The organism is Xanthomonas bonasiae, assembly GCF_014836395.1.
Classification (GTDB): Bacteria; Pseudomonadota; Gammaproteobacteria; order Xanthomonadales; family Xanthomonadaceae; genus Xanthomonas_A; species Xanthomonas_A bonasiae.
In genome coordinates this window covers 96,655-116,309 of the sequence record NZ_JACSQX010000012.1, presented here as the reverse complement: position 1 = coordinate 116,309, position 19,655 = coordinate 96,655, and the positions used below count along the sequence as shown (strand labels likewise).

22 protein-coding genes are annotated in these 19,655 nt (G+C 69.6%); 3 read left to right on the top strand and 19 right to left on the bottom strand.

Features of this window, described 5'->3' with window-relative positions; all coding sequences use genetic code 11:
• Window positions 1-180 precede the first annotated feature (180 nt).
• The 9 genes from lexA to rlmE all read right to left on the bottom strand — a co-directional run bounded on the left by lexA (window position 181) and on the right by rlmE (window position 10,099).
• Window positions 181-816: a transcriptional repressor LexA gene (gene lexA / locus H9658_RS18630; RefSeq protein WP_191826502.1), complete on the bottom strand. Its 636-nt coding sequence runs from the start codon at window positions 814-816 to the stop codon at window positions 181-183.
• Between the two features lie 148 nt (window positions 817-964).
• Window positions 965-2,641 carry an ABC1 kinase family protein gene (locus tag H9658_RS18625; protein ID WP_179565567.1) on the bottom strand — a complete coding sequence of 559 codons (1,677 nt, stop codon included), beginning with the start codon at window positions 2,639-2,641 and terminating at the stop codon, window positions 965-967.
• 29 nt (window positions 2,642-2,670) lie between these two features.
• A complete protein-coding gene (locus tag H9658_RS18620; protein WP_191826501.1) occupies window positions 2,671-3,165 on the bottom strand; it encodes a CinA family protein in 495 nt (164 codons plus the stop codon).
• A 355-nt stretch (window positions 3,166-3,520) separates the two neighbouring features.
• On the bottom strand, window positions 3,521-4,846 hold the full coding sequence (hflX, locus tag H9658_RS18615) for a ribosome rescue GTPase HflX (RefSeq protein ID WP_179564163.1): 1,326 nt from the start codon (window positions 4,844-4,846) through the stop codon (window positions 3,521-3,523).
• Window positions 4,847-4,872: 26 nt separating this feature from the next.
• Complete coding sequence (gene hfq / locus H9658_RS18610) at window positions 4,873-5,148, bottom strand: RNA chaperone Hfq (protein WP_003471569.1); 276 nt, start codon at window positions 5,146-5,148, stop codon at window positions 4,873-4,875.
• Window positions 5,149-5,267: 119 nt separating this feature from the next.
• The gene (gene miaA / locus H9658_RS18605) at window positions 5,268-6,218 is read right to left on the bottom strand and encodes a tRNA (adenosine(37)-N6)-dimethylallyltransferase MiaA (protein WP_179564161.1); all 951 of its coding nucleotides are present in this window, start codon (window positions 6,216-6,218) and stop codon (window positions 5,268-5,270) included.
• The gene (folP, locus tag H9658_RS18600) at window positions 6,218-7,117 is read right to left on the bottom strand and encodes a dihydropteroate synthase (RefSeq protein ID WP_191826500.1); all 900 of its coding nucleotides are present in this window, start codon (window positions 7,115-7,117) and stop codon (window positions 6,218-6,220) included. Before folP ends, miaA begins: the two co-directional genes overlap by 1 nt.
• Before the next feature lie 346 nt (window positions 7,118-7,463).
• The gene (gene ftsH / locus H9658_RS18595; protein WP_179564157.1) at window positions 7,464-9,407 is read right to left on the bottom strand and encodes an ATP-dependent zinc metalloprotease FtsH; all 1,944 of its coding nucleotides are present in this window, start codon (window positions 9,405-9,407) and stop codon (window positions 7,464-7,466) included.
• A gap of 59 nt (window positions 9,408-9,466) precedes the next feature.
• Window positions 9,467-10,099, bottom strand: a complete 633-nt coding sequence (rlmE, locus tag H9658_RS18590) for a 23S rRNA (uridine(2552)-2'-O)-methyltransferase RlmE (RefSeq protein WP_179565565.1) — start codon at window positions 10,097-10,099, stop codon at window positions 9,467-9,469.
• A 66-nt stretch (window positions 10,100-10,165) separates the two neighbouring features.
• Between rlmE and yhbY the strand changes: the two genes are divergently transcribed.
• Window positions 10,166-10,471, top strand: coding sequence for a ribosome assembly RNA-binding protein YhbY (gene yhbY, locus H9658_RS18585; RefSeq protein WP_003471333.1), 306 nt, complete (start codon window positions 10,166-10,168; stop codon window positions 10,469-10,471).
• Between the two features lie 19 nt (window positions 10,472-10,490).
• Complete coding sequence (locus H9658_RS18580; RefSeq protein ID WP_179564155.1) at window positions 10,491-10,865, top strand: Mth938-like domain-containing protein; 375 nt, start codon at window positions 10,491-10,493, stop codon at window positions 10,863-10,865.
• A 244-nt stretch (window positions 10,866-11,109) separates the two neighbouring features.
• Here H9658_RS18580 and H9658_RS18575 read toward each other — a convergent pair whose 3' ends face one another.
• The 4 genes from H9658_RS18575 to surE are packed head-to-tail and all read right to left on the bottom strand — an operon-like array spanning window position 11,110 to window position 14,003.
• The gene (locus H9658_RS18575; RefSeq protein ID WP_191826499.1) at window positions 11,110-11,922 is read right to left on the bottom strand and encodes a peptidoglycan DD-metalloendopeptidase family protein; all 813 of its coding nucleotides are present in this window, start codon (window positions 11,920-11,922) and stop codon (window positions 11,110-11,112) included.
• Window positions 11,901-12,515: a YqaA family protein gene (locus tag H9658_RS18570; protein WP_179564151.1), complete on the bottom strand. Its 615-nt coding sequence runs from the start codon at window positions 12,513-12,515 to the stop codon at window positions 11,901-11,903. Before H9658_RS18570 ends, H9658_RS18575 begins: the two co-directional genes overlap by 22 nt.
• 34 nt (window positions 12,516-12,549) lie before the next feature.
• Window positions 12,550-13,227 (bottom strand): protein-L-isoaspartate(D-aspartate) O-methyltransferase, encoded by a 678-nt coding sequence (locus H9658_RS18565; protein WP_191826498.1) that lies wholly within the window; start codon window positions 13,225-13,227, stop codon window positions 12,550-12,552.
• The gene (surE, locus tag H9658_RS18560; RefSeq protein ID WP_179564147.1) at window positions 13,224-14,003 is read right to left on the bottom strand and encodes a 5'/3'-nucleotidase SurE; all 780 of its coding nucleotides are present in this window, start codon (window positions 14,001-14,003) and stop codon (window positions 13,224-13,226) included. The genes H9658_RS18565 and surE overlap by 4 nt, the downstream gene beginning before the upstream one ends.
• Before the next feature lie 109 nt (window positions 14,004-14,112).
• Here surE and H9658_RS18555 point away from each other — a divergent pair, with 109 nt between their 5' ends.
• Window positions 14,113-14,646, top strand: a complete 534-nt coding sequence (locus H9658_RS18555) for a Smr/MutS family protein (protein WP_179564145.1) — start codon at window positions 14,113-14,115, stop codon at window positions 14,644-14,646.
• Window positions 14,647-14,657: 11 nt separating this feature from the next.
• Here the strand turns inward: H9658_RS18555 and truD are convergent, their stop codons facing one another.
• The 6 genes from truD to kdsA form a co-directional block, all read right to left on the bottom strand.
• A complete protein-coding gene (gene truD, locus H9658_RS18550; protein ID WP_191826497.1) occupies window positions 14,658-15,722 on the bottom strand; it encodes a tRNA pseudouridine(13) synthase TruD in 1,065 nt (354 codons plus the stop codon).
• Window positions 15,719-16,216 carry a 2-C-methyl-D-erythritol 2,4-cyclodiphosphate synthase gene (ispF, locus tag H9658_RS18545; RefSeq protein WP_369913988.1) on the bottom strand — a complete coding sequence of 166 codons (498 nt, stop codon included), beginning with the start codon at window positions 16,214-16,216 and terminating at the stop codon, window positions 15,719-15,721. Before ispF ends, truD begins: the two co-directional genes overlap by 4 nt.
• A 66-nt stretch (window positions 16,217-16,282) precedes the next feature.
• Window positions 16,283-16,984, bottom strand: a complete 702-nt coding sequence (gene ispD / locus H9658_RS18540) for a 2-C-methyl-D-erythritol 4-phosphate cytidylyltransferase (protein ID WP_406848144.1) — start codon at window positions 16,982-16,984, stop codon at window positions 16,283-16,285.
• Window positions 16,984-17,337: a cell division protein FtsB gene (gene ftsB, locus H9658_RS18535; protein ID WP_145700313.1), complete on the bottom strand. Its 354-nt coding sequence runs from the start codon at window positions 17,335-17,337 to the stop codon at window positions 16,984-16,986. The genes ispD and ftsB overlap by 1 nt, the downstream gene beginning before the upstream one ends.
• 3 nt (window positions 17,338-17,340) lie before the next feature.
• Window positions 17,341-18,633, bottom strand: a complete 1,293-nt coding sequence (eno, locus tag H9658_RS18530; protein ID WP_191826496.1) for a phosphopyruvate hydratase — start codon at window positions 18,631-18,633, stop codon at window positions 17,341-17,343.
• A 181-nt stretch (window positions 18,634-18,814) separates the two neighbouring features.
• A complete protein-coding gene (gene kdsA, locus H9658_RS18525) occupies window positions 18,815-19,651 on the bottom strand; it encodes a 3-deoxy-8-phosphooctulonate synthase (RefSeq protein ID WP_191826495.1) in 837 nt (278 codons plus the stop codon).
• Window positions 19,652-19,655 lie beyond the last annotated feature (4 nt).

Sequence of the window (19,655 nt, the reverse complement as noted above, 5' to 3'; positions counted from 1 at the left end):
TGTCCTTCGGAGGTGAGGATGATTTGCGGGGTAGGTTCAATTTAGCGGCCAGGTATCGCACGGGCTGAGACAGTGCGGGGCAAAGAAAAAATAATTCGTCCGGGCAGGTCTACAGCAGCGGCGAACAGCGATGGTGCGGGTCGGGAAAATCCGGCCTGCGGTGTAGTGCAATCTCCAAAATCAACGGTTGGGGCGCAGCAGGCCGCAATACAGGCCTTCGATGGCGAAATCCTGGTCGGGCAGCACGTCGATCGGCGCGTAGTCCGGGTTGCGCGGCAGCAGGCGGATGCGGTCCTTGCCGATCTTCAGCAGCTTGACCGTGATCTCCTCGTCGATCCGCGCCACCACGATCTGCCCGGAACGGGCGTCGCGGGTCCGGTGCACGCCGATCAGGTCGCCGTCGAAGATGCCTTCGTCGCGCATCGAGTCGCCCTGCACCTTCAACAGGTAGTCCGGCGCCGGGGAGAAGAACACCCGGTCCAGCACCACGAAATCGTCCGAACCGATGTCCGCGCCGATCGGCAGGCCGGCGGCGACCCGCCCCAGCACCGGCAGGCGCAGGATGTCGGCACTGTCCACCTGCGGGGCCCGCGCCGGTGCGGCCGCGCCGCTCACCAGCCGGATGCCGCGCGCCTGTCCCGGCACGCGGCGGATCGCGCCGGCCTGCTCCAGGGCTTCCAGGTGGTATTGCGCGGCGCGCACACCCTTGAAGCCGAAGGCACGGGCGATCTCGGTCTGCGACGGCGGTGCGCCGTCGTGCTCGATACGCTGGGCGATCAGGTCGAGGATCGCCTGCTGGGTTTCGGTCAGTTCCATGGTTAGTAGTAATACTACTAAAAACGGAAATGGGCAACCCCGGCGTGATCGCATCAAGGGGGCTGCCGTTCCGCAGATCGCCCGCCCCGCCGGGCCTTGCGGCCACACCCGCACACCGGGAGTTCGCTCGCAGCGACCACCGCTCCGCTCAGCGGCCGCTGCGCCAGATCGAGATCAGGATCCACACGCCCGACAGCGCCGCGCCGATGAAACCGCCCACGCCGATCGCCAGCAGCCAACGGCTGGAGACGCCGCCGACGCTGTTCATCACGATCGAGGAGCCGATGATCAGCGCCGCGGTGACGATGCCCATGGTCAACCGATTCGCGGCGCGGTTGACCTGGTCGCCGAAGCCCTTCAGCGACGTCGTCTCGACATTGAGCTGCAGCCGTCCGCGCCGCGCCGCCTGCAGCAGCCGGCGGGTGTCGCGCGGCAGGTCGCCGAGCAGTTCCAGCGCGCCGAGCACGGTGCGGCGGCCGCGCTTGGCCATCGCGCGCGGGGCGAAGCGCTGCAGCATCACCCGCTCCAGATACGGCGCCGCGGCGCCGGCCATGTCGAAGTCCGGATCGAGCTGGCGCCCTACCCCTTCCAGGGTCAGGAAGGTCTTGATCATCAGCGCCAGGTCGGCCGGCAGCGCCAGCGCGTGCTGGCGCAGGATCGCGGTGACGTCGCCGAGCATCGCGCCGACCCTCAGCTCCTTCAACGGCACGCCGCGGTACTGGTCGACGAAGCCGGCGATCTCCAGTTGCAGCCGCGCCTCGTCGATCTCGGCATCGCCGTCGGTCCATTCCAGCAGCACGTCGGTGACCGCCTCGGCCTCCTGGGTGACCAGGCCGTGCAGCAACTGCACGACCTGGTAGCGGCGCTGCTCGGAGATGCGCCCGACCATGCCGAAATCGATCACCGCGATGCGTTCGCCGGGCAGGTAGAAGATGTTGCCCGGGTGCGGATCGGCGTGGAAGCAGCCGTCCTCGAGCACCATCTTCAGCACGATCTCGGCGCCGACGCGGGCCAGTCGGCGGCGGTCCAGGCCGGCGGCATCCACACCCGCCAGGTCGCGCCCGCCGATGCCGGCGACGAAGTCCTGCACGTTGAGCGTCTCGCAGGTCCACTGCCAATGCACGCGCGGGATCAGGATCTCGTCGTGGCCCTGGAAATTGGCGGCGATGCGCTCGGCGTTGCGGCATTCGCCGGCGAAATCCAGTTCGCGCCGCAGCGACACGGTGAACTGATGCACCACCTCCGCCGGGTGGTAGCGCTTGAGATCGGCCGCACGCGCCTCGACGATCTCCGCCAGCCGCGCCAGCAGCCGCAGGTCGGCCTCGATCACGTCGCGGATGCCGGGGCGGCGCACCTTCATCACCACCGCAGTGCCGTCGTGCAGCCAGGCGCGGTGGGTCTGCGCCAGCGACGCGGCGGCCAGCGGAGTCTCCTCGACCTGGGCGAAGATCGCCGACGGCGCCTCGCCCAACGCCTCGAGCAGTTGCGGCAGGATCTGTTCGTAGGGCAGCGCCGGCGCCGCGTTCTGCAGCTCGCCGAGTTCGTCGATCCACTCCGGCGGCAGCAGGTCCACGCGCGTGGCCAGCACCTGGCCGAGCTTGACGAAGGTCGGCCCGAGATCCTGCAACGCGCGCCGCACCCGCTGCGGCGCCGACATGCGCAGCATCTCTTCGGCGTTGTGCCAGTGCAGCAGGCGTCCGGCGCGTTCCAGCACGTCGGCCATGCCGATGCGGCGGACCACGTCGCCGAAGCCGTAACGGATCAGCACCGAGGCGATTTCCTGCAAACGCCCCAGGTCGCGGACCGTGCTCAGCGCCTCCCACATCGCGGTCGCCACCTAGCGCCCGTCGGCGTTCACAGCAGCGCGCCGAGGCCGTGCAGCGCCGCGGCGACGGTCTGCCGGCGCACCGCGTCGCGGTCGCCGTCGAAATGGAACAACTGCGCGCTGGCGTAGCCGCCGCGCCGCTTCCAGCCCACCCACACGGTGCCGACCGGCTTGTCGGCGGAACCGCCGCCGGGGCCGGCGATGCCGGTCACCGCCACCGCGATGCTGGCGCCGGAATTGACCAGCGCGCCGGACACCATCTCGATCACCGTCTCGCGGCTGACCGCGCCGTGGTGCTCCAGGGTCTGCGGACGCACGCCGAGCAGCGCCTGCTTGGCCTCGTAGCTGTAGGCGACCATGCCGCAGTCGAACCAGTCCGAGGAGCCGGAAATATCCGTCATCGCCTTGGCGATCCAGCCGCCGCTGCAGCTCTCGGCGGTGACCAGGCGCTCGCGCGCGGTGCGCAGCTGATCGCTGAGCGCAGTGGCGAGTTGCAGGAGTTGCGGGTCGGTGGGGACGTTCATGGCGCTGCTCGGGAAACCAATGCGCTTTGTAGCCGAATTCGCCACGGCTGTCGCGTTTGCGTGGCGCGCGGCCCTGCGTGGCTTCAGCGATGGTGGCGCAGCGGGCTGGTGCTGGTGCTTCAGGCGCAGGCTCGCTTGCATGCCGCCGCCATCAGTCGCGTCTTCGCGCAGCGGGGAAGAACAGCTACTTGCCGATTCATATGACATCACCGCAGGAGCCGCTTCAGCCGCGACGGACCGTATCGGTAGAGCCCGTCGCGGCTGAAGCCGCGCCTACAGACCTTGCGCAAGCCGCAAACGGCCGAGTCCAAATGCACCCAGCCGAGGCGGGCAGCGGCGCGATCCGGCATTGCGGCTAACGCTGCTGCCACTCCTCTTCCTCGCGCGGCGGCAACAGCGCGCGGATCGGCGCGCCGTCGGCGCTGGCGGCCAGGCGCTCGGCCTCGGTGATCGGGATGTCCACCTGCAGCAGCCAGCCGTCTTCGTCGGCCTGCTCGCTGCGGACCACCTGCAGTTGGTGCAGTTGCGAGCGCAGGCGCCCGGCGCTGGACGGCAGGCGCAGGCTGCCCTGCACGTGCTGCAGCCCCAGCCGCTGGCCGAGCACGCCCTGCAGCAGGTCCAGGCCACGTTCGTCGCGCGCCGAGATCCAGACCCGCTCGCGGCGCGCCTCGTCCGGCACCCCGTCCTGCGCATCGTGGCGCACGTCGGCGCCTTCGATGCGGTCGATCTTGTTGAACACCAGCAACTGCGGCAGATCGCCGGCGCCGACCGCGTGCAGCACCTCGTCGACCTGGGCGATGCGTTCTTCGCGCAACGGATCGGCGGCATCGACCACGTGCAGCAGGAAATCGGCCTCGCGCGCCTCGGACAGGGTCGAGCGGAACGCGGCGACCAGTTCGTGCGGCAGGTTGCGCACGAAGCCGACGGTGTCGGCCAGCATCGCGTTGCCGCCCGGCAGCGCGATGCGGCGCACGGTCGGGTCCAGGGTCGCGAACAGCTGGTCGGCGGCGTAGGCCTCGGCCCCGGTCAAGGCGTTGAACAGGGTCGACTTGCCGGCATTGGTATAGCCGACCACCGCGATCCGCGGCAGTTCGCTGCGCACCCGCGCACGGCGCATCTGGGTGTGTTGCACCTCGACCTTTTCCAGCCGCTTCTGCAACTGCTCGACCCGCTTCTGCAGCAGCCGGCGGTCGGTTTCCAGCTGGGTTTCGCCAGGGCCGCGCAGGCCGATCGAACCGCCGCGCTGGCGCTCCAGATGGGTCCAACCGCGCACCAGCCGCGTGGCCATGTGGCGCAGCTGCGCCAGTTCGACCTGCAGCTTGCCCTCGTGGCTGCGCGCGCGTTGCGCGAAGATGTCCAGGATCAGCCCGGTGCGGTCGATCACGCGCCGCTCCAGGTACTTTTCCAGGTTGCGCTCCTGGCCGGGACTCAGAGCATGGTTGACCAGGATCAGATCGGCGCCGCTGGCCTCGGCCGCGGCCTTGACCTCTTCCAGCTTGCCGCTGCCGATCAGCGTCGACGGGCTGGGCTTGTCGATGCGCGCGGTCAGCGTGGCGGCGATGCTGGCGCCGGCGGAGCGCGCCAGGTCGGCGAACTCCTCCAGCACATCGTCCTCCAACGGTCCACCGGCATAGGGCTGGATCAGCAGTGCGTGTTCGCCGCGGCGGGAACGATCAAACACCCGCGGCTCCGGTCTTCACCAGCGTCTTACTCGGCTTCGTCATCGTCCGCACTACCACCCTCGTTCTGCTGCACATAGCCACCGCCCGGTCCGACGCGCACGTTGCGCGCCGGCACCACGGTGGAAATGGCGTGTTTGTAGACCATCTGGCTCACGGTGTTGCGCAACAGCACCACGAACTGGTCGAAGGACTCGATGGTACCCTGCAGCTTGATGCCGTTGACCAGATACACCGAGACCGGCACCCGTTCGCGACGCAGCGCGTTCAGGAAAGGATCCTGTAAGGATTGCCCCTTGGACATGCTTCACTCCCGTTTATTGTTTTTATGTGCCCGGGACGGCACTGCAGCTCCCCTGCCGTGGCCCGGACCGCCGATGTTACACAACCGCGGGCTCCAGCACAGCGCGGCGTGTAGCCAAATCAGCCAAGAAAGTCCGCCACTGCGACATCCAGGCGCGCGCCGTCGCATTCGGGGTCGAACCAGCGCGCGTCCAGCTCCCCGCGCAGCCAGGTCAGTTGGCGCTTGGCCAGCTGGCGGGTAGCGGAGATCGCGCGATCGCGGAACGTGGCCGCATCGCTGGCCCCGTCCAGGTGTTCCCAGGCCTGGCGGTAGCCGACCGCGCGCACCGCCGGCAGCTCCAGCGGCCGCGCCACCTGGCGCAACGCCGGCAAGGCGCGCAGCGCGCGCACCTCGTCGAGGAAGCCCTGCTCCAGCATCGCGTCGAAGCGCAGCGCGATGCGCCGGTGCAGCAGCGCGCGGTCGGGCGGCGCCAGCACCAGTTTCAGGACCCGCAACGGCAGCCGCGGCGGCCCCGGCTGCGCCTGCCATGCGCTGATCGGGCGGCCGCTGAGCTGGAACACTTCCAGCGCGCGCTGGATGCGCTGCGCGTCGCCGGGCCGGATCCGCCGCGCGGCCAGCGGATCGACCTGCTGCAGCTGCGCGTGCAGCGCCGCCCAGCCGTCGGCCTGCGCGCGCGCGGCCAGCGCTGCGCGCAGCTGCGGATCGGCAGGCGGCATCGGCGCCAGGCCTTCCAGCAACGCCTGGAAATACAGGCCGGTGCCACCGGCCAGGATCGGCAGGCGGCCGCGGGCGACGATCGCCTCCAGCGCGGCACGCGCGTCCACCGCGAATTCGGCGGCCGAATAGGGTTGCCACGGATCGCGCAGGTCCAGCAGATGGTGCGGCACGCGCGCCAGCTGCCGGGCGTCGGGCTTGGCCGCACCGATGCTCAAGCCGCGGTACACCAGGGCCGAATCGACGCTGACGATCTCGCCGCCGTAGCGCTCGGCCAGGGCGATCGCCGCGGCGGTCTTGCCCGACGCGGTCGGCCCCATCAGCGCGATGGCGCGCGGGCGCCGGTCGGCGGGCATCAGTCCTCGTCCGGCCAGCGGAGCGCGGCGGGCGCGGCGCCGCTGCGCGGCAGCGGCACCGCCGCCAGCGCATTCCAGACCTTCAGCGCGTCGACCGTGGCGGCGACGTCGTGCACGCGCAGCAGCAGCGCACCGCGCTGCGCCGCCAGCAGGTGCGCCGCCACCGAGCCGGCCATGCGCTGCTCCGGTGCGGTGCGCCCGGTCAGTTCGCCGATGCTGCGCTTGCGCGACAGCCCGGCCAGCACCGGCACGCCGAGTTCGACCAGGCGCGACAGCTGCGCCAGCAACTGCAGGTTGTCGGCGGTGCCCTTGCCGAAACCGAAGCCCGGATCGACCAGCAGGCGGCGCTTGTCGATGCCGGCCATTTCCGCGGCGAACAGGCGCTCGGCCAGGAACCGGTGCACCTCGCCGACCACGTCGTCGTAGTGCGGCGCGCTGCCGGCGGCATAGGCGTCGTCGGGCATGTGCATCAGCACCACCGGCACCCGCAGTTCCGCCGCCGCGTCCAGTGCGCCGGGCCGGCGCAGGGCCTGGATGTCGTTGATCATGCCGGCGCCGGCGGCGACCGCCGCGCGCATCACGTCCGGCTTGAAGGTGTCCACGCTCAGCGGCAACGTGGTCTGCGCCGCCAGGCGCTCGATCACCGGGATGACCCGGCGCAATTCCTCTTCCACCGGGACCGGGGTGGCGCCGGGACGGGTCGATTCGCCGCCGATGTCGAGCAGGTCGGCGCCCTCCTCCACCAGGCGCAGGCCATGCGCGACGGCCGCTTCCACCGTCGCATGCGCGCCGCCGTCGGAAAACGAGTCGGGGGTGACGTTGACGATGCCCATCACCCGCGGACGATCCAGCAACAGGCGGCGTCCGCCGCAATCCAGGCTCGGCGAGGTTTCGAACATCAGCGGTACTCCTGCGGGTTGCCGCACCGGATGGGGATGCCGCGCACGGGCTTCGTTGCGCTTCGTGCAGCGGCGCGGCGCGTCGTGGCGACGACGGCGTTCGCAGGCAGCGACAGCGATGGACAAGCGGGCGTTGGCATGGGCGGCGGACAGTGATGACGGGGCGCCATTGTCGCCCAGTCGCAGTGCCTACGACGACGCGGCGGCAGGATGCGTCCACAAGCTCGGCCGGAGCGATGCGATCGCCGCTGCGGCGGCCTGTCCTGCACCGCCGGATCTACAAAAGCGCAGGCAACAAAAAAGCCAGGGATCGCTCCCTGGCTTTCCGATCGACCCGAGCGGGCGCTTACAGCTGCTCGGCCGGGCCGGTGATCGGCGGCAGCGGCCGCGAACTGCCCTTGTCGTTGCCGCCGTCCTTGCCATCCTTGCCGGACTTGTTCCAGCCCATCGGCGGCGGCGGATCGCGGCCTTCCATGATCGCGTCGATCTGCGGCACGTCGATGGTTTCGTACTCCAGCAGCAACTTGGCCATCACGTGCAGCTTGTCCAGGTTCTCGGTCAGGATATGCGTGGTCTTGGCGTAGGCCTTGTCGAGGATCGAACGCACTACTTCGTCGATGCGGCGCGCGGTATCGTCGGACACGCTCTTGTGCTGGGTCACCGAACGGCCCAGGAACACCTCGTCGTCTTCCTCGCCGTAGGCGATCGGCCCCAGCTCGTCGGACAGGCCCCACTTGGTGACCATGTTGCGCGCCATCTTGGTCGCGCGCTCGATGTCGTTGGAGGCGCCGGTGGTGACCTTGTCGGTGCCGAAGATCAGCTCCTCGGCGACGCGGCCGCCGTACAGCGAGCACAGCTGCGACTGGATCGCGACGCGGTTGATCGAGTACTTGTCGCCTTCCGGCAGGTACATGGTCACGCCCAGCGCACGCCCGCGCGGGATGATGGTGACCTTGTAGACCGGATCGTGCTCCGGCACCAGGCGACCGACGATGGCATGGCCGGCCTCGTGGTAGGCGGTGAGCGTCTTCTCTTCCTCGCTCATCGCCATCGAACGGCGCTCGGACCCCATCAGGATCTTGTCGCGGGCGCGGTCGAAGTGGTCCATGCGGACCTCCTTGACCGTTTCGCGCGCGGCGAACAGCGCCGCCTCGTTGCACAGGTTGGCCAGGTCGGCGCCGGAGAAGCCCGGAGTACCGCGCGCGATCACCATCGGCTCGACGTCGTCGGCCAGCGGCAGCTTGCGCATGTGCACCTTCAGGATCTGCTCGCGGCCACGCACGTCCGGCAGCCCCACCACCACCTGGCGGTCGAAGCGGCCCGGGCGCAGCAGTGCCGGGTCGAGCACGTCCGGACGGTTGGTCGCGGCGATCACGATCACGCCTTCGCCGCCCTCGAACCCGTCCATCTCCACCAGCAACTGGTTCAGGGTCTGCTCGCGCTCGTCGTGGCCGCCGCCCAGGCCGGCACCGCGATGACGGCCGACCGCATCGATTTCGTCGATGAAGATGATGCACGGCGCGTGCTTCTTGGCCTGCTCGAACATGTCGCGCACGCGGCTGGCGCCGACGCCGACGAACATCTCGACGAAGTCGGAACCGGAAATGCTGAAGAACGGCACCTTGGCCTCGCCGGCGATGGCCTTGGCCAGCAGCGTCTTGCCGGTGCCGGGCGGGCCGACCATCAGCACGCCGCGCGGGATCTTGCCGCCGAGCTTGGTGAACTTGGTCGGATCGCGCAGGAAGTCGACCAGCTCGCTGACTTCCTCCTTGGCCTCGTCGCAGCCGGCGACGTCGGCGAAGGTGATCTTGATCTGGTCCTCGCCCTGCAGCTTGGCGCGCGACTTGCCGAACGACATCGCGCCCTTGGCGCCGCCACCGCCGCCCTGCATCTGGCGCATGATGAACAGCCAGAAGCCGATGATCAGGATGACCGGCAGGAAGTTCAGCACCAGCGACCAGAAGCTCGGGCCGTTGGCCGGCTTCTGCCGGGTCATCTCCACGTTCTTGCTGTACAGCACGTCGACCAGCTTGTCGTCGCGCGGCCCGTAGACCGTGCTCTCGCTGCCGTCGCTGCGCTTGAAGCGGATCGCGGTCACCGACAGTCCGGTGTCGTCGGTGAAGTCGACCGACTTCACCCGCCCGCCGTCCACTTCCTTCAGGAACTGGGTATAGGTCACGGTGTCGTTGCCGGGACCGCCGGCCAGCCGTGGCGAGAAGCTCTGGAACACCACCATCAGCACGACGGCGACGACTACCCACAGCAACAGATTCTTGGTCAAGTCGTTCATCCTCATTGGCTCCGGTGTCCCTTCAACTCTTTCTCGATGCGTGATGCGACGGGTTCAGCTTACTTGATCTGGGCACGCTTGCCCTGTCCGAGGACATAGACCTCCGGCGAGCGCTTGCGCGATGCCGCCGGTTTGCGGATGGACACCTTCTCGTAACGGCGGCGCATCTCGCGGATGTAGTCGTCGGACCCGACGCCCTGGAACAGCTTGATCAGGAACGCCCCGCCCGGCTTGAGGTGGGTATCGGCGAACGCCATCGCCAATTCGGCCAGATGCATCATCCGCGGCTGGTCGACCGCATCCATGCCGCTTTTATTGGGGGCCATATCCGACAGCACAAGGTCTACCGGGTTGCCGCCCAGCATTTCCTCGAACTGCGATAGCACCGCGTCTTCCCTGAAGTCGCCGTGAAGGAACTCCACGCCGGCCAGCGGCGGCATCTCCAGGATGTCCAGCGCCAGCACCCGGCCGCGCTCGCCCAGCGACTTGCGCACCTGCTGCGACCAGCCGCCCGGCGCGGCGCCGAGATCGACCACCAGCATGTCCGGCTTGAGCAGCTTGTCGCGCTGCAGCAGCTCTTCCAGCTTGTAGGCGGCACGCGAACGCATGCCTTCGGCCTGGGCCTTCTTCACGAAGGGGTCGGCGAAATGTTCGCGGAGCCAGCGTTGGCTGCTTTTGCTGCGGGTTGCCATGGGATCGCGGTCGTGGTGGGCGGCCATGATACCCTGATCGCCCTTGGCAACCCCGTTCCCGCCTGCATGTCGATCAGCCTGACTCCGTCCCAGAACCGCTTCCTGCGCGGCCTGGCGCACGACCTCAAACCCCTGTTGCAGATTGGCGGCAAGGGCGTCACGCCGGCCTTCCTGGCCGAACTGGACGAGGTGCTGGAGCGCCACGAACTGGTCAAGGTGAAGGTCGGCGGCGACGACCGCGAGGCCCGCGACGCGAGCATCGCCAGCCTGGTCGAGCAATCGCACAGCGTGCTGGTGCAGCGCATCGGCCACACCGCGATCCTGTACCGCCCGGCCAAGGAAGACCGCCAGATCGTGCTGCCGCGCGGCTGACCCGCTTCCCGGTGCCCTCATGCAGCTGACCCAGGACCTGCCCGATTACGCCTACACCCTGCGCATGGCCGATGGCCGCCAGGCCAAGGTGAACGACCGCCTGCTCACCCGCAGCTTCATTCTCGCCCCGGATGCCTTGGTCGAGGCGTGGGACGCACCGGTCGCAACCGAGCTGCAGCCACAGCACCTGCAGCCCTTGCTGGAAATGAACCCGGCCCTGGTGATCCTGGGCACCGGCGAACGCCAGGTCTTCCCTTCTGCCGCCGCGCTGGCGCTGTTCCTGACCCGCGGCATCGGCATCGAAGTGATGAACAACGCCGCGGCGGCGCGCACCTACAACGTACTGGCCGCCGAAGGCCGGCGCGTGGCGGTCGGGTTCCTGCTCGAAGGCTGAGCGGCAGCACCGTCGCTGTCTGTGCGGACCGCGTTTCGCCGTCCGATCCACTGGCGCGCTGCGCCGGAATACGCCCCATCGCCGATCCGCCGCTTGCTTGCTCAGCAAATACAGCAGCGTGATCGACCGGCTTGGCCGTTGTAGCGGGCTAGGCGGCGCCGCCTGCGGTCCACCGGACCGCGCGCCACTGAGCGCCCGGCGCGCTGCACCGGGCCGGGGATCCGCCCGAGGGCCGACGTACCGATTACTTGCTGGGCAAGTACAGCAGCGGGTCGACCGGTTTGCCGTTGTAGCGGATCTCGAAGTGCAGCATGTCGCGCGCGGCGCCGCTGCGCCCCATCTCGGCGATCTGCTCGCCTGCCTTCACGTTCTGGCCTTCGTTGACCAGGCGCTTGCGGTTGTGGCCGTAGGCCGACAGCCATTGCTCGTTGTGCTTGATGATGATCAGTTCGCCGTAGCCGACCAGGCCGGCGCCCGAATAGACCACCACGCCATCGGCGGCGGCACGCACCGCCTGGCCACTGCTGCCGGCGATGTCCACGCCCTGCTTGGTGGTCTCGCCGACCACGAAGCGGCTGACCACCGCGCCGTCGGCTGGCCAGCGCCAGCTGAAGCCGCTGTTCACCGGCGTCGGCGCAGCGACCGGCGGCCGCGCGGCCGTTCCCGCAGAACCCGGCGGCGCGACCGGAGCGCTACCCGGCCGCGCGACCGTGCCGCCGCCACTGCCGCCACCCGGCGGGTACAGCTTCAGCGACTGCCCGGGATAGATCGTGTACGGCGGCGGCAACCGGTTCCAGGCGGCCAGGTCCTGCGGATTGATGTTGTTGACGCGGGCGATCGCATACAGCGTGTCGCCACGGCGCACGGTCGCACTGACCCCGGGCTTGGGCACGGACGGACGCGGCGCCGACGTGCCGGGCTTGCCGGGCGCTCCGGACGTCCGCACGACGGTGGCGCTGCTGCACGCGCCCATCCCTGCCGCCACCAGCAACCACACGCTGCAACGCAGGCCGTTGCGCACCACCCGATCGACGCTCATCCGTACTTCGCTCTCCATATGACCCACACCACCAGCAGCGCCAGGATCGCCATCGCGACCCAACCGAGCGGTTCGATCCAGCGCCGCAACGCGGCTTCCGCACGCGGCCCGCCCAGGCGGATCGCGCCGGCCACCAGGTACACGCGCTTGCCGCGGCCGACCAACATGCTCGCCAGGAACGGTAGCAGCGGGATTCCCACGATGCCTGAGGCCCAGGTAAATATCTTCAGCGGGATCGGGGTGAAACCGGCCAGCACCAGCAACCAGAACGCACGCCATGGCGACTCGGCGACCACCTCGCGCAGATGAGTCACCTGCGCATCGATCTTCTGCGTCCAGCCCAGCCATTCGATCAGCGGCTGCACCGCGGCGAAGGCGAAATGGCCGAGCATGTAGCCGACCAGCGCACCGGCCAGCGAACCCATCAGGCTCAGCGTGGCGAACCACAGCGCGCGCCGCGGTTGCGCCAGCGACATCGGCGCCAGCATCACCTCCGGCGGCACCGGGAACACGATCGCCTCGGCGAAGCTGAGCCCGGTCAGGAACGTCGGCGCGCGGCGATGGCGCGACCAGGCGATGGCACGTTCGTACAACGGCCCGAATATCTTCATGCAACCCAGCTCCGGTGATTCAATCCAGGGTGACTCAATCCAGCATGCCCGACAGCAGCGGGACGAAGGTCACCGGCGCCAGAATGTCCTGTTCGATGCGGCCTTCGGCATCGCGGCGCAGGCGCACCAGCGATTGCGACGAGGGGCCGCCGACCGGCGCCACCAGGCAGCCGCCCGGCGCCAGTTGCTCGACCAGCGCATCGACCAGCGCCGGCGCCGCGGCGGTGACCACGATCGCATCGTAGGGGCCGTGCTCGGCCCAGCCGATGCGGCCGTCGTCGTGCTTGCTGCGCACGTTCATGCCGAGCTGGCGCAAGCGCTTGCGCGCCTGCCGCAGCAGGTCGCCGATGCGCTCCACGGTATAGACCTCCAGCCCCAGCGCGGCCAGGATCGCGGCCTGGTAGCCGGAGCCGGTGCCCACTTCCAACACCTTCTTCGGTGCAACCTCGAGCACGGTCTCGGTCATCCGCGCCACCACCCACGGCTGCGAGATGGTCTGGCCATGGCCGATCGGCAGCGCAGTGTCCTCGTAGGCACGCGAGGCCAGCGCTTCGTCGATGAACAAGTGCCGCGGCACCGTGCGCACCGCGTTGAGCACGGCCTCGTCGCGAATGCCGGACTCGCGCAGGCGTTCGACCAGGCGGTCGCGCACGCGCTGCGAGGTCATGCCGATGCCGATCGCTTCCGGTTGCAGGCGCAGCCGCGGGGTCATGCCGGGTTGTCCAGCGCGGCGGTGAGGCCGCCAACCCAGCTGGCCACCGTCTCCAGCGCCTGGTAGCGGGTCAGGTCGACCTGGATCGGGGTGATCGAGATGAAGCCGGTGCGCACCGCGTGGAAATCGGTGCCCGGGCCGGCGTCCTGCTCGCGGCCGGCCGGGCCGATCCAGTACACGGTGCCGCCGCGCGGATCGGGCTGCGGCAGGCACGGTTCGGAGCGGTGGCGGTTGCCGAGCCGGGTGACCTCGAAGCCCTTGATCTCGCCCCACGGCAGGTCCGGCACGTTGACGTTGAGGATGGTGTCCGCCGGCAGCGGATCGGCCTTCAGCCGCGCCACGATCTCGACCGCGGCGCGCGCGGCGGTCTGGAAGTGCTTGGGTTCGTGGTTGTGGGTGACCAGCGACATCGCCAGCGCGGGCAGGCCCAGGAAGCGGCCTTCCATCGCCGCCGAGACGGTGCCCGAATAGATCACGTCGTCGCCCAGGTTGGCCGAGTTGTTGATCCCCGAGACCACCATGTCCGGTTCGTCGTCGAGCATGCCGGTGAGCGCCAGGTGCACGCAGTCGGTCGGCGTACCGGCGACGCTGCAGGTGTGCGGGTCGATGCGCTTGATCCGGATCGGCAGATCCAGGGTCAGCGAGTTGCTGGCGCCGGAACGATCGCGATCGGGTGCGACCACGGTCACTTCGTGGCCCGCGCCGCGCAGTTGCTCGGCCAGCATCTTGATGCCGGGGGCGTCGACGCCGTCGTCGTTGCTCACTAATACGCGCATGGGACTCCTCGGATAACCCGGCCATGATACCGGATGCGTCCCTCGCCTTCCGCCCTCATGCACGCTCGCACTGCTTGCGCCGCGTGACCGGCGGGTTACGCTGTGCGCCATGTCGCATCCCGAAGACGAAGATCCCGCCGCCCTGTTTCGCGCGGCGATCGGCGCGGTCACGCCGCTCAACGCGACGCCGCCGGCCAATGCCAAGCCGCGGCCGAAGCCGCGCGCGCGCATGGCCGAGCGCGACGACGCCGAGGCACAGAGCGAATTCCAGCGCCTGCTGCGCGACAGCGCGCCGCTGGAGGCCGGCGACGTGGCCAGCTACCGCCGCGAGAACGTGCCGGCGCGGGTGTTCCAGCGGCTGCGCCGCGGCCAGTTCTCCGCCCAGGACGAACTGGACCTGCATGGCGCCAACGCGGCGCAGGCCGAGGCGCTGCTGCGGCAGTTCATCGCCGAGGCGCATGCGCACGAGTTCGGCTGCGTGCGCATCGTGCACGGCAAGGGCCTGCAGTCCGGCGGCATCCCGATGCTGAAGAATCTGGTCGATCGCCTGCTGCGGCAGCGCAACGACGTGCTGGCGTTCCATTCGGCGCCGCCCACGCAAGGCGGTACCGGGGCGATGCTGGTGTTGCTGGCGCGGCGCTGACGCCGCGCCGCTCACTCCTGCGCCGCCGGCTCGGCCTGCGCGCCCTGTCCGGCATCGACGACCTCGCCCAGCTCGTGCAGCAGCGCGGTGGCATAGCTGCCCGGCGGCAGCGCGAAACGCAGTTCCAGCGCGTCGTCGTGCGCGTCCAGCCAGCGCCACTGCAGCGCGGCCGCGCGCAAGCGGGTGGCGCGCCGCTCCTGTTTCAGGCCTTCGCGCTCCAGGCCTTCGCGCAAGCGCACGGACGTCGCATCCTCGAGCGCGGCCAGTTCCAGCGCGCGCGCCGCGTCGGCGCTGCGCAACTCGCCCGCGCCCCACAACGGCGCCGAAGGATGGATGTCGAAACGCTGCAGCCGCTCGGCCAGCACGTCGGACCAGGGTTCCGGGCCGAACACGCTGCGGCTGCCGTCGAGCAGCCACACCTCGCCATCCAGCGCGCCGTCCCAGTTGCCCGCCGCCACGCGCGCGGCCAGGACCCGGTTGAACAGTTCCGAGCGCGCCGCCGACAACAGCAGCGAGCGCTGCTCGCGCCGCACCCGGCGCCCGCCGAACATCGCCAGTGCGTTGCCGACGTTGCCGCCGTCGCGACCGAAGCGCTGTTCGCCGAACCAGTTGGGAATGCCGCGCGCGGCGATCTGCGCCAGCCGCGCCTCGATCGCGGCGCGCTCGCCGCGCACCTCGCGCAACACCAGCACGAACCCGTTGCCGGCCAGCGCGCCGCGCGGCAGCTTGCGGTTGTGCCACTGCGACTGCACGACCTGCAGGTCCTCGCTGTGCAGCGCCTCCAGCGCCGGCGCCACCCGCTTGGGCAGGTGCACCGAGAAGCGCTGGGTGGTGACCGCGTGGCGGTCCTTCATGCCCGCATAGCCGATCGCCATCTCCGTCACACCTGCCCATTGCGCCAGGCGGCGTGCGGCGAATGCGGTGTTCATGCCGCGCTTGCGCACGGTCAGCAACAGATGTTCGCCCTCGCCGCTCGGCTCGAACGCGGGCATTTCGTCGACCTGGAAATCCTCGGCCACGCTGCGCATGCGCGCCTGCAACGGCGCCGCGCCGAACGCGCGCGGCAAGTCGCTCACAGCGCCACCAGCAACACCGCCGCCTGCGCCGCGATGCCTTCGCCGCGGCCGGTGAACCCCAACTGCTCGCTGGTGGTGGCCTTGACGCTGACCCGCTCGACGCCGACCTGCAGCAGCGCGGCCAGGCGTTCGCGCATCGCCAGCGCATGCGGGCCGACCTTGGGCCGCTCGCAGATCACGGTGACGTCGGCGTTGCCGAGCTGCCAGCCGCGCTCGCGCAACAGCTGCTCGCAATGGCTCAGGAACTGCGCGCTGTCGGCGCCCTTCCAGCGCGCATCCGAGGGCGGGAAATGCTGGCCGATGTCGCCCAGCGCCAGCGCGCCGAGCAGCGCGTCGCACAGCGCGTGGATCACCACGTCGCCGTCGCTGTGCGCCAGCACGCCGCGCGTGTGCGGCACGCGCACGCCGCCGAGCATCACGTGGTCGCCGTCGCCGAAGGCGTGCACGTCGTAGCCCTGGCCGATACGGAAGGGAGGAAAGTCAGGCATGGGCATCGCAGGATCGCAAAAGGAAAAAAGGAAGGCATCGGCGGCGCGACGCCGCAGCGCGGCGCGGCTGCGTCACGGCTGCCGCGCGCGCAGGAACAGTTCGAACTCGAAGCGCACCAGGTCGGCCGGGGTGGTGACCTTGAAGTTGTCCTCGGCGCCCTCGACCAGCAGCGGCCGCAGGCCCAGCAACTCCATCGCCATCGCATCGTCGGTGACCTCGACGCCGGCGGCCGCGGCCTGTTCCAGCGCCCTGGTCAGCTGCAGGCGCCGGAACAACTGCGGGGTCAGCGCGCGCCACAGGCGCTCGCGCGGCTCGGTGGCGTCGATGCCGCCGTCGTCGCCGGCGCGCTTGAGCGTGTCGCGCACCGGTGCGGCCAGGATCGCGCCGACCGGATCGCCGCGCCCGGTTTCCAGCAGCCGGTCCAGGTCCGCCAGTGCCAGGTTCGGGCGCGCCGCATCGTGCACCAGCACGAAATCGTCCGCCTTGACCGAGTCCGGCAAGGCCTGCAACGCGGCCAGCACCGAGCCGGCCCGGCTGGCGCCGCCGACGCAGGTCAGCACCGGCTTGCCGTCCAGTTCGTTCCAGCCCGGCCAATCGGCATCGTCGGTGCCGAGCGCGACCATCGCCCCGGCCACCGCCGGATGCGCCAGCAGGGCCTGCAGCGCATGCGCGATCAACGGCTGCCCGCCGGCCTGCAGATACTGCTTGGGCACGGGACTGCCGAAACGGGTGCCACGGCCGGCGGCCGGCACCACGGCCCAGACCGTGGCCATCAGGGTTGCTCGCTCGGCGCGGCCGGCGCCTGCGCCGGGGTGCCGTCGGCGGCCGGCGCGACCGGCACCGGCGCGTCCTCGACGACGCGATAGAACTTCTCGCCCGGCTTGATCATGCCCAGCTCGCTGCGCGCGCGCTCCTCGATCGCCGCCTCGCCGTCCTTGAGGTCCTTGACCTCGGCGGCGAGCGCGGCATTGCGTTGCTGCAGGCCTTCGTTATCCCGCTTCTGGTGCTCGACCTGGCTCTCGAGCACCAGTACCTCGCCGGAATTGCCCGGACCGAGCCAGAAACGGTACTGCAGCCACGCCAGCAGTCCCGCCAGCACCAGCAGCAGCCAGCGCCAGTTGCGCACGGCCTACCGCTTGAGCGAGACGAATGCGTCGCGCCCCGCGTAGCGCGCGCCGCTGCCCAGCGCTTCCTCGATCCGCAGCAGCTGGTTGTACTTGGCCACGCGATCGCTGCGGCACAGCGAGCCGGTCTTGATCTGGGTGGCGGTGGTGGCCACGGCGATGTCGGCGATGGTGGTGTCCTCGGTCTCGCCGGAACGGTGCGAGACGATCGCCGCGTAGCCGGCGGTGTCGGCCATGGCGATCGCTTCCAGGGTCTCGGTCAGGGTGCCGATCTGGTTGACCTTAATCAGGATCGCGTTGGCGGTGCCGGACTCGATGCCCTGCCTGAAGATCTTCGGGTTGGTCACGAACAGGTCGTCGCCGACCAGTTGCACCTTGCTGCCGAGGCGATCGGTCAACAGCTTCCAGCCGGCCCAGTCGTCCTCGGCCAGGCCGTCCTCGATGCTGATGATCGGGTACTGCGCGGCCCAGTCGGCGAGGAAATCGACGAACTGCTCGCTGGTCAGGCGCTTGCCCTCGCCCACCAGGTGGTACTTGCCGTTGTCGTAGAACTCGCTGGAAGCCACGTCCAGGCCCAGCAGCACGTCTTCGCCGGCGGTGTAGCCGGCCTTGCCGATCGCTTCGAGGATGGTGTCCAGCGCTTCCACGTTGCTGCGGAAGTCCGGCGCGAAGCCGCCCTCGTCGCCGACCGCGGTGGACAGGCCATGGCCTTTCAGCACCGCCTTGAGCGCGTGGAAGATCTCGGTGCCGGCGCGCAGCGCCTCGGAGAACGAGGCGGCGCCGACCGGCAGCACCATGAATTCCTGGAAGTCGACGTTGTTGTCGGCATGCGCGCCGCCGTTGATGATGTTCATCATCGGCACCGGCAGCACCACGTTGGCGGTGTTGGCGCCGGCCAGGTACTGCCACAGCGCCTGCTTGCGCGAGGCGGCGACCGCATGCGCGTTGGCCAGCGACACGCCGAGCAGCGCGTTGGCGCCGAGGCGGCCCTTGTTCTCGGTGCCGTCCAGGTCGATCAGGCGCCGGTCCAGGCCCTGCTGGTCGGCACCGTCGAAGCCCTGCAGCGCACTGGCGATCGTGGTGTTGACGTTCTCCACCGCCTTGCGCACGCCCTTGCCCAGGTAGCGGGTCTTGTCGCCATCGCGCAGCTCGACCGCTTCCTTGGTGCCGGTGGAAGCGCCCGACGGCACCGCGGCGCGGCCCAGCGAGCCGTCGGCCAGCGTGACTTCCGCTTCGAGCGTGGGGTTGCCGCGGGAATCGAGAATCTCGCGGGCGTGGATCTTGGCGATAGTGGTCATAAGTCCAGTCGGTTACCAGGAAAGGAGGGGGACACCGGAAACCGTCGGATTATGGCCGCAGCGCCGCTGCTTGCCAAATGAACCGCGCGCCGCGCCGGCGCCGCGCACGGGCCCGAACAGCGCGAGCGCTGTGCGAGAGACGGGTGCGTCCAGGGGCCGGCGCACCCGCACCGTCGCCGCATCAGCCCAGCCCGTGCTCCAGGAAGCCGCTGCGCTTGGTGATCGCGTCCAGCGCCATCAGCGTCTCCAGCAGCGCCTCCATCTTGTCCAGCGGCCAGGCATTGGGGCCATCGGACAGCGCCTTGGACGGATCGGGGTGGGTCTCGGCGAACACGCCGGACACGCCCACCGCCACCGCTGCGCGCGCCAGCACCGGCACGAACTCGCGCTGGCCGCCGGAGGTGCTGCCCTGCCCGCCCGGCAACTGCACCGAATGGGTGGCATCGAACACCACCGGGCAGCCGGTCTCGCGCATCACGCTCAGCGAGCGCATGTCGCTGACCAGGTTGTTGTAGCCGAAGCTGGCGCCGCGCTCGCAGACCATGATCTGCTCGTTGCCGGTGGACTTGGCCTTGTCCACCACCGGCTTCATGTCCCACGGCGACAGGAACTGGCCCTTCTTGATGTTGACCGGCTTGCCGGCGGCGCAGACGTTCCTGATGAAGTCGGTCTGCCGCACCAGGAACGCCGGCGTCTGCAGCACGTCCACCACCGCCGCCACCTCGTGCATCGGCGTGTACTCGTGCACGTCGGTCAGCACCGGCACGCCGATCTGCTTCTTCACCGCCTCCAGCACCTTGAGCCCCTCTTCCAGGCCGGGGCCGCGGAAGCTGGTGCCGGAAGTACGGTTGGCCTTGTCGAAGCTCGACTTGAAGATGAAGTTGATCCCCAGCCTGCCGGTGATCTCCTTGAGCTTGCCGGCCACGTCCAGCTGCAGCTGCATCGACTCGATCACGCACGGGCCTGCGATCAGGAACAGCGGCTGGTCCAGGCCGACTTCGAAGCCACACAGTTTCATCGGA